At 44.7% G+C, this 8,631-nt stretch carries 8 protein-coding genes; 4 read left to right on the top strand and 4 right to left on the bottom strand.

Annotation, left to right across the window (positions count from 1 at the left end; genetic code table 11):
* Positions 1-19 precede the first annotated feature (19 nt).
* Both FU659_RS27955 and FU659_RS27960 read left to right on the top strand, forming a co-directional pair.
* Complete coding sequence (locus FU659_RS27955) at positions 20-1,114, top strand: Gfo/Idh/MocA family protein (RefSeq protein ID WP_147950572.1); 1,095 nt, start codon at positions 20-22, stop codon at positions 1,112-1,114.
* 75 nt (positions 1,115-1,189) lie between these two features.
* Complete coding sequence (locus tag FU659_RS27960; protein WP_147950573.1) at positions 1,190-1,915, top strand: MtnX-like HAD-IB family phosphatase; 726 nt, start codon at positions 1,190-1,192, stop codon at positions 1,913-1,915.
* Between the two features lie 62 nt (positions 1,916-1,977).
* On the opposite strand, the gene sspI is transcribed toward FU659_RS27960, so the two are convergent.
* A complete protein-coding gene (gene sspI / locus FU659_RS27965) occupies positions 1,978-2,181 on the bottom strand; it encodes a small acid-soluble spore protein SspI (RefSeq protein WP_147950574.1) in 204 nt (67 codons plus the stop codon).
* Positions 2,182-2,317: 136 nt separating this feature from the next.
* On the opposite strand from sspI, the gene FU659_RS27970 reads away from it, so the two are divergent.
* Complete coding sequence (locus FU659_RS27970) at positions 2,318-3,001, top strand: potassium channel family protein (protein WP_147950575.1); 684 nt, start codon at positions 2,318-2,320, stop codon at positions 2,999-3,001.
* 5 nt (positions 3,002-3,006) lie between these two features.
* Complete coding sequence (locus tag FU659_RS27975; RefSeq protein ID WP_147950576.1) at positions 3,007-3,804, top strand: TrmH family RNA methyltransferase; 798 nt, start codon at positions 3,007-3,009, stop codon at positions 3,802-3,804.
* A gap of 829 nt (positions 3,805-4,633) precedes the next feature.
* Here FU659_RS27975 and FU659_RS27980 read toward each other — a convergent pair.
* The 3 genes from FU659_RS27980 to FU659_RS27990 form a co-directional block, all read right to left on the bottom strand.
* Positions 4,634-5,203 (bottom strand): GNAT family N-acetyltransferase, encoded by a 570-nt coding sequence (locus tag FU659_RS27980; RefSeq protein WP_147950577.1) that lies wholly within the window; start codon positions 5,201-5,203, stop codon positions 4,634-4,636.
* Between the two features lie 152 nt (positions 5,204-5,355).
* A complete protein-coding gene (locus FU659_RS27985) occupies positions 5,356-7,164 on the bottom strand; it encodes a DUF2201 family putative metallopeptidase (protein ID WP_147950578.1) in 1,809 nt (602 codons plus the stop codon).
* A 2-nt stretch (positions 7,165-7,166) separates the two neighbouring features.
* Positions 7,167-8,228 carry an AAA family ATPase gene (locus FU659_RS27990; RefSeq protein ID WP_147950579.1) on the bottom strand — a complete coding sequence of 354 codons (1,062 nt, stop codon included), beginning with the start codon at positions 8,226-8,228 and terminating at the stop codon, positions 7,167-7,169.
* Between the last annotated feature and the right edge of the window lie 403 nt (positions 8,229-8,631).

The following is an 8,631-nucleotide window of genomic DNA, read 5'->3' on the forward strand; positions in this document are numbered from 1 at the left end:
GAATAGGAGGAAATAAGAAATGGGCAAGAAGAACGTTGGTATTATCGGCTGCGGCAATATTAGTGCGGCCTATATGAAAAATATTCCTACCTTTACACATTTGCAGTTGGTTGCTTGTGCGGATATTGATTTGGACAGAGCCAGAGCGAGGGCTGAAGAATTTAATATTCCTCACGCTTATACCGTGCTGGAACTGCTGAACGATCCCCAAATTGATATTGTTATTAACCTGACCATTCCGGCAGCACATGCTGACGTTTGCATACAAATTTTGGAGGCAGGCAAACATGCTTATGTAGAAAAGCCCCTTGCTGTTACTCGCGAAGAAGGGTTGAAAATTCTAGAAGTGGCACGTCGAAAAGAGCTGCTTGTCGGAAGCGCACCGGATACTTTCCTTGGCGGAGGGATTCAGACTTGTGTGAAGCTCATTCAAGATGGTTGGATCGGTACACCTATTGCTGCGACAGCGTTCATGATGTCCAAAGGACACGAACATTGGCACCCGGATCCTGAGTTTTATTATGCAAAAGGTGGCGGACCTATGTTTGATATGGGACCTTACTATCTGACAGCGCTGGTGGCTATGCTTGGACCGATTCGTCGAGTAACGGGATCGACAGGCGTTAGCTTTCCTGAGAGGACAATTACCAGTGAGAAGAAACGCGGTCAGGTCATAAAGGTAGATACCCCAACCCATCTTGCAGGCGTGCTTGATTTTCATAATGGAGCGATCGCAACACTGGTAACAAGCTTTGATATTATGGGCGGCACACAGCTTCCCAATATTGAAATTTATGGCAGCCATGGCTCCTTGCGTGTTCCAGATCCAAATACGTTCGGAGGTCAAGTGCTGATTCGTAAACATGGTTCGGATTGGGAGCCGGTTCCTCTTTCTCATGGATACACAGAAAACAGTCGTGGATTAGGCGTCGCGGCGATGGCTCAAGCGCTTCTAAGCGGTGATCCTAAAACTCATCGTGCAAATGGCGAGTTAACTTATCACGTACTGGAAGCGATGCATGGTTTCCATGATGCCTCCGAATTAGGTACACATTACGTTATGCAAAGCAGCTGTGAAAAGCCGCTACCTTTGGTCCCGAACGCCGTGCTATAATCATATGTATATTTGTAAATCCTCCTCTCGTTGATAGTTTAGAGGGGGATTTTTATTTTCGGGAGGGTGAACGAGATGCAAAAAGTCGTTGTCGTAACCGACTTTGATGGGACCTTAATGGAACAAGATGTAGGCGATTTGATTATGGACACACTTGGAGTAACAGAGGAACCCGAAGTTGTAGAAGCATCCCGACTATTTAGCGAGAAAAAGGTCGGTTCCTCCGCTTGGATTAAAGCGGCTTATCCTATGCTAGCTGGTCAGAAGCAGCAGGTAGATACGATACTTGAAGGCGTTCATTTACGAGACGGCGCTAGGGAGTTCATTGACTTTTGTAAACAAAAAGAAGTGCCAATCACTGTTCTGAGCGATGGTATGGTTTATTATATTGAGCAAATACTAAGTCATCAGGAAGTAACAGTAGCCAATATCATTGGAAATCCAATTACCTATTTGGCAAATGGCGATTATCAATTCGGCATCCAAAATTCCAATGAAGCTTGCTCATGGTGCGGATGCTGCAAAGCCAGTGTAGTGAAAAAGCTGAAAGAAGAAGGACATTTAGTAATTTACATTGGTGACGGCAGCAGTGATTATTATGGCTCGAGCTTCGCTGATTGGATTTTTGCGAGATCCAGTTTAGCTGCTTATTTGACGAAAGAAGGTACAGCGTTTCATTCATTTAGAACTTTCCATGATATCTTGCAAGTGCTTCTTCCTGCTTGGGACTCTTATGTTGAAGGAACAGCGGATCGACGTTTGCAAGGCAGATTTCCTGCTCTATGTAAATTCTCTACATGATAAAGGGTAACCAGCTAAGGATACGCACAAAGCACATCCCCAGCCGGCTTCATAGCGTCAAGTTATTCGAGATGTTCTTTTAGTGTTTCAACGAGCTCATTTTGTATATTGGCTTCACTATGCTGCCATATGATTTCGAAAAGAACACCAAGCCCGGGAAGTACGCGTTCTTCACCGCCGATGGAATCTTCAATAATTTCCTGAAGTTCATCATTCGATTTATTCTGGACTCGCTGGAGGATGGCCTGTCTTAAGTTAATATTCATTCGTGGACCTCGCTTCCCATTCGTTATCGCTTCTAATATGCGCAAGTTTAGGCTGCTTCATCCTTCCACACTATCCCACTCGGGTACAAGAGTGAGAAGCCAGCAGGAAGTGTGTTATAATGTTGTTTATTGTTGAATGCAAGGGGGAAGGACTCCGAATGAAAAGAAGCAATTTGCTATTATTGGAATGGGCAGATTCGGCTCAAGTATTGCCAAAACCTTGTCACAGCTTGGGTTTGAAGTTCTGGCGATTGATCATCGTGAAGCTACGGTACAGGAGATATCAGCTTTTGTTACCCACGCCGTGCAAGCAGATTCCAAGGATGAAGAAGCTTTGCGTGCTTTGGGCATTCGTAACTTTGACGTTGTTGTTGTGGCCATTGGTGAAGATATTCAAGCCAGTATTTTAACCACATTAATTTTGAAAGAGATGGGCATATCTACCCTTGTGGTGAAGGCCGTTAATGATTTGCATGGGAAAGTGCTTAAGAAAATTGGCGCCGATAAAGTCGTTTATCCAGAAAGAGATATGGGACAGCGAGTAGCGCATCATTTGATATCTTCTAATATTATCGATTATATAGAGCTATCTGCCGATTACAGTATTGTGGAAATAAAAGCATCCAAGCAGTTGATAGGGAAGAGCCTGAAAAAGCTGGATATTCGAGCTAAATATGGCTGCAACGTCATTGCCATCAAACAAAATGAAAAGTTGATCATCCCGCCAAGCGCAGAGGAATCACTTAATTCTGATGATGTTCTTGTTATCGTTGGTAAAAATTCAGATCTTCGAACCTTTGAAGTGACTTTTGCGGAGTAAATAAAATGACGATTAATCATACGAAAATTATGTCTGTTCAGAATGAAAGAGTTAAAGAGTGGGTTCAGCTTTTGGAGCGGCGAGGCCGAGACAAGCAAGGCAAGTATCTGATTGAGGGATACCATCTTGTTGAAGAGGCGCTGCGCGCAGGAGCTCAGGTGGAGACGATCATTTACAGCTTGGACAAGGGAGTACCTGATGGACTCGCTGAGCAAGCCATCGGTTATGTAGAATGGATTGGCGTGAGCCAAGCTGTCTTGGAAAAATGCTCAGATACGCAGACACCGCAGGGTGTCTTAGCGATTGTAACTCGACCGCGTTTTGGCATGGACGAACTGCTGGCCGAAGGCGTGGATCTGGCCGTCGTGCTGGATGGGGTTCAGGACCCAGGCAATCTCGGCACCATCATCCGCAGCGCGGATGCCGTTGGGGCCAAAGCTGTTATCCTCGGCCGCGGCACGGTCGATCTGTATAATCCGAAAACCATCCGCTCGACGATGGGCTCGATGTACCATCTGCCGATTATTGAGGCGGATCTGGGTTTGTTATTGCCGCGTGCACGTGAGCGTGGCGTTCGGCTCGTGACCACGAGCTTGCAGGCGCAGCGCTCGTGTTACGACACAGACCTGCGGCAGCCTACGTGGCTGATCCTTGGCAACGAAGCCAAGGGCGTGTCGCCGGAGGTTGCTGCGCAGTCGGATGTGCAGGTTATTATCCCGATGCAGGGCAAGGCGGAATCGCTGAATGTCGCTATGGCGGCGACGGTGCTGCTGTTTGAGGCTTCGCGGCAGCGGTTGTTTTAAGCAACCAATAATTCCTGACCTCTCCCCCAAATAACTGTCCCGGAATAAAAATTACTGTCCACCAACTCACCAAAGACTGGAAATTGTCCGGGTTTCCCCCAAGCCAATCCCCAGTCTTTTTCTCATCTGCCGCGGCAACAAAAGCAGGATATCTAATGCTTCTCCCCGAATATTTACCCAAGCATAAACTCAGGCGTATCAAGGGTTTACATGCATCTGGAATGCCTTTACCCAATCATTTTCTCAATCTGATAAGGATAAACTCAAAAACTCCAAATACTTGAATTTACTTAAGAATGAAATATCCTCTAATTTTACAATCGATGATAACTCCAACATCTTCAATGTTCGGACGTTGAGCACTTCCAGATCGCAATTAACGTTACAGTTATCTATGAGGAGATATTCTAAAGGAATCTCTTTGACAAAATCCATTTGCTCAACTGTGCACTGAAGGACTATACTGCTAAGGTTCTTACAGCTTCCTATGGGAGACAAATCATCGAATTTACCGCTTAGTTGTAAGTGCTGAAGTTTTTTGAAACTATTTATAAAATCGATAGATTGTGATTGATCAGAATCAATTTTCAAAAACTCCATGTTTTTAGCGCCTGAAGTTTATTTAAATCTTGCCTTCGTTTCATGCTTAGATGCAATCCTACTACGTTTTTTAATCCTGCAAGGGTATCCATCATTTCCTCCGAATAATCCCCTTTGTCTCTGTTTTCTTAGTTGTCCATGGCACACCATGCATAGCATGTATCCATTGTTCACTCATAAATTCCCCTCCAAAAACCTCCGATTAGCTACTCTTCATCCCAATCGGTATTTAACGGGAATACTCTAAAAATCTCTCAAGTCGGTTCTTAATATCGTTCCAATCCTCATCAATAATACTGTAGACGATATGATCCGTTGCGTTATATTTCTTCCTAAGAATTCCTTCCTTTTTAGCTCCCAATCGTTCTATGGCCGTTTGTGAACGATAATTGGTGGACGCTGCAACAAACTCGACACGTACAGCTTCCCATACTTCAAAGGCATGCTTGAATAACAAGTATTTGCACTCCGTGTTCACTGCAGTTCTCCAAACCTCCGGAGAATACCATGTCCAACCTATATTCAGATTTTTATGTACATGTGAAATTCGTAAATATCGAGTCATCCCAACTATTTTGTTCAGTTTTTTATCGAAAACTACATATGGAAAATCTGCTCCACATTCTCGCTCTGAAATTGCTGACTGAACGAATCGCTCCATTTCATGAACAGTTTGGATTTTTATTGGGAGGTATTCCCAAATTTCTAGAGATCTTGAGCATTGAAATAACGCATCGGTATGTTCTAATTCAAGTGGAAGCAGTGATATTCTTTTACCTTCTAATTGTGGGAAATCCATAGTTCGATAGCTCCTTTCCAATGAGGTGGTTTAAATAGTTAGTTATTCACTGGGCACTTTATATACTGGCTTACCGTCTTTATCATAAAAATTAATTTTTAATTCGTTCAAAAGGGGGAACATCAAGGATATAACCACGTATAAGGGCTTTTCTAATCCATCCGAAAAACTTTGCCTTTGGGTACAAACGGTAGATGCTGACCTTTGGGTATAAGAAAAGCGTGCTCGCGACGGATGCTTACTCTGTCGCAGAATCCGTCTGTTATGATCAATAAGGGTCCATTTTTCGGAAAATCCTCCGCACGCTCTAACAAATCGATTCCAGGTTGAAGGACGGTACCTCCCCTACCTTTGACGGACACTTGATCGGCAATTACTTCCGGAGCAAGATATCCTTGATCGTACACTACCGCATCGCAGAAAACTACGCGTACCAACGGGACATCCCTTGACATACTATAGCTGGCAATTGCCCCTAGAGCTTTTCCGAGTAGCTTGGTATCCATGGAACCTGAAGTATCCAGGACCACACCGAATGTACGACCATCTTCGTCACCTGCATCTGGCACCCATCGGGGTCTAGGAATTTCTGGGGTAGAAGATTGTCTGCGACTGATTCTAGAATAGGTCCGAACCTTTTCAATTGGAGAAAAGTAATGATCGAACCATTGTGCTAGTTCAACATCCCACAAGATAGGAGGCTGAGACAGTGCGCGGATTTCTTCAACCAAACTTGCAGGAAGCAGCCCTCGGTTCTGCTCGTAATGATAATCAAGGCCTTGACTTAAACAGTTTCGATAAAATTCATCGAGCGTAATTCCATCGTTTCGGGCCCACCAATCTGATATTCGTGGGGTCAAAATGTCTCCTAGGCCGATTCCCCGGAATGTAGCGATTTTACGATACATTCTTACATCGTTGACAATACGGTCATAGATTGACTCTGCTGACAATCCTTTTAGATCAGGGTCATAGAGCCCTCCAATTCTGGGGAATGCCCCTAATCCCATTTCCATTAACCACTGATTAATGACATAGTCGCAAGCAACATTCCACAAATAGGGATCTCGACCATCCGTACGAGCATGATGCCGGAGCCCAACATGCAGAAATTCATGAGCAAGTACGAATCGACACTCTTGCTCGTCAAGGCCAGCAGCAGGATTAACGTAAATCTCTTTCGCCTCCGCATCAACAGCAGCAACTGAGATGGATAGTCGAGTGCAAAGCACAGGGTCTTCTATGATTTTAAAATCTGCCGCCATGGCCCCCATGAGAGGGTAGCTACTGATAAACCAGTTACGGGCTTTTAGTATGGGTGTCAAAACGTCTTTGTTAGCACCTAAGTAGGCTTCATATCCTGCTGTTACGTTAACAGCGCTGGTTACGGCCATTGTTAGCCCCTTACCCAAACAGTCCTGCCAGTTTATATCGTCGTTGTCCCAGTAGTGACCTGCTGTTCGGGGATTAAGTATCATGTCCTGATATCCGTGCCCGGCCGTACCCAGGTTATGAAACGAAGAGGGGAGCTCTCTTTCCATAAAACTTTGATAAAGCTCTTCCTCAGTTCTGGCAGCGATTTCAACTCGACCAGCCATTTCTGCAGGAGGTCGGCCAAGTTTCATGTCATAAAGAAATTTCGCTATGTAACAATCACAAGCTGCATTCCACAAATCCTGCCGCTCCTTGACCCGGAAATGCCCGAAACCAAGGTGTAGCAAGGCATGGGCAAGAATGTACACCCATTCCTCAGGCATCGCTCGTCGTTTAGGATTAGCATGAATGTGTCCATAGCTAGTTGTGATGGCCCAGCCATGTTCTGGACAGAGGTTCCCCTCCTGGCGCACAAACCGTGCATGAGATGCGAGAGGCGCGAACATAGGGTGATTGCTGACGAATTGAAGTCCCTCATTAAATGATTTTGTAGCAGGGTCAAGCTCATTTGATTTAAGTTTTGCCATATTTAAGAATCCTTCTTCTGTACTAATCTGGGTAGGTCACGGACGATTTCCACAAGGAACCAATCAGGAAGACTTTCCCCGATTTCATTCTTCGAAACAGAGAGTTGGGCAATTTCGAGACTAATTGCGCTCAGACTTTTTAACAGAGCTTTGGCGCGGTGGGCTAATTTCTTGTGGTGCTCGGTTAGTATGTCCTTAGAATCTGGCAGTTCTTTTATTAACTGGGCACGGAAGGACTGCGCCATGAAGTACAATACATCCCGATCTTCCGGTAGGTGAGGCCAGTTGGCTTCGCCTTCCAGAATAGCGTTCAGTTTATATTTGTTGTTAGTTTGCTTGTAGAAGGCTTTGAATTGCCCGGCATGATGAGGGGATAAACAACCTGTCGCCAAAATGTCCAACGTTTCCAGCTGCAGATGGTCTCCATATTCGTTAAGTGCATCGCTTAGCATGTGCCACGACCGGGGAGTAGAGAACGGTTCTTCGTGTTTCGGAGGCTGCACCCAGAGATGATCGGGGCGTGCCTCGATATAGGCGATCACCATGGGATGAATTCCGTTATTATAGGCCCATTCTAACCATCCTCGGTGAGAAACTTTTAGTTGAACGTGAAACATACGATTGATAAGTGCTGAAGACATTGGCTTCACAATAGCGCTGTCTTGTGCCCGGTTCCCCGCACCAATTACGACAGAGCCCTCCGGGAGCACGTATTCTCCAATGCGCTTCTCCAGAATCAGACTATAGAAAGCCTTCTGAACCTCATGTGTACAAGCATTCAATTCATCTAAAAATAGACAGTAGGGCTCACTTCGGGCAATCATGCTGGGAGGACAAAATCGACTTTTTCCGTCTACAATCTGAGGGACTCCTATCAAGTCCTCCGGGGCGAGCTGGCTGCCTAATAGCGAGACGCATGGTAACCCAACCATTTCGGCAAATTGCTGAACTAGGGACGACTTCCCAATTCCAGGTGGCCCCCAAATAAAAACCGGCCGTACGACCGCTATATTCAAAAGTAGATCCATTATTTGTTTAGATGTAACTGAAGCAGATATATTCATGCTGAGCTTTCCTCCGTAATTTAAAGTTAAAGCAATAATACCATAAGGTGATTAAAGATTTGTTGATATAATTTAGTTTTAAAGTTTGTCAACCAAATGAGGATGAATATGCTCCTGATTCGAAGAAATTCGAATATGAAAGCTTTGCTCAGGTTCTGTTCAAGATCCTGACAGTCTCCATCAGACTAGTTTACTGACCCGCAAACGGTGCATGTTTGGTAGATTATTATCGTTGTTCATAGATATAGTATGGTACCTAACTGCATTTGTTTCAACCTACTATTTTGCAAATGGGAGTTGTATAAGGCTCTTCGCTGCTTACTATTGGTAATTAAGATTATAGAGAAAAGAATAGAAACAAGCTTCTTACCAGCCTATGCTAGAATCTCATAGCAAATGAAAG

It is taken from the genome of Paenibacillus sp. N3.4 (assembly GCF_008017805.1).
Taxonomy (GTDB): Bacteria; Bacillota; Bacilli; order Paenibacillales; family NBRC-103111; genus Paenibacillus_E.

Bases quoted from the DNA above. Each gene is read 5' to 3' on its own strand.
- FU659_RS27955 (WP_147950572.1), top strand. From the start codon at position 20: ATGGGCAAGAAGAACGTTGGTATTATCGGCTGCGGCAATATTAGTGCG.
- FU659_RS27960 (WP_147950573.1), top strand. From the start codon at position 1,190: ATGCAAAAAGTCGTTGTCGTAACCGACTTTGATGGGACCTTAATGGAA.
- sspI (WP_147950574.1), bottom strand. From the start codon at position 2,181: ATGAATATTAACTTAAGACAGGCCATCCTCCAGCGAGTCCAGAATAAA.
- FU659_RS27970 (WP_147950575.1), top strand. From the start codon at position 2,318: ATGCAAGGGGGAAGGACTCCGAATGAAAAGAAGCAATTTGCTATTATT.
- FU659_RS27975 (WP_147950576.1), top strand. From the start codon at position 3,007: ATGACGATTAATCATACGAAAATTATGTCTGTTCAGAATGAAAGAGTT.
- FU659_RS27980 (WP_147950577.1), bottom strand. From the start codon at position 5,203: ATGGATTTCCCACAATTAGAAGGTAAAAGAATATCACTGCTTCCACTT.
- FU659_RS27985 (WP_147950578.1), bottom strand. From the start codon at position 7,164: ATGGCAAAACTTAAATCAAATGAGCTTGACCCTGCTACAAAATCATTT.
- FU659_RS27990 (WP_147950579.1), bottom strand. From the start codon at position 8,228: ATGAATATATCTGCTTCAGTTACATCTAAACAAATAATGGATCTACTT.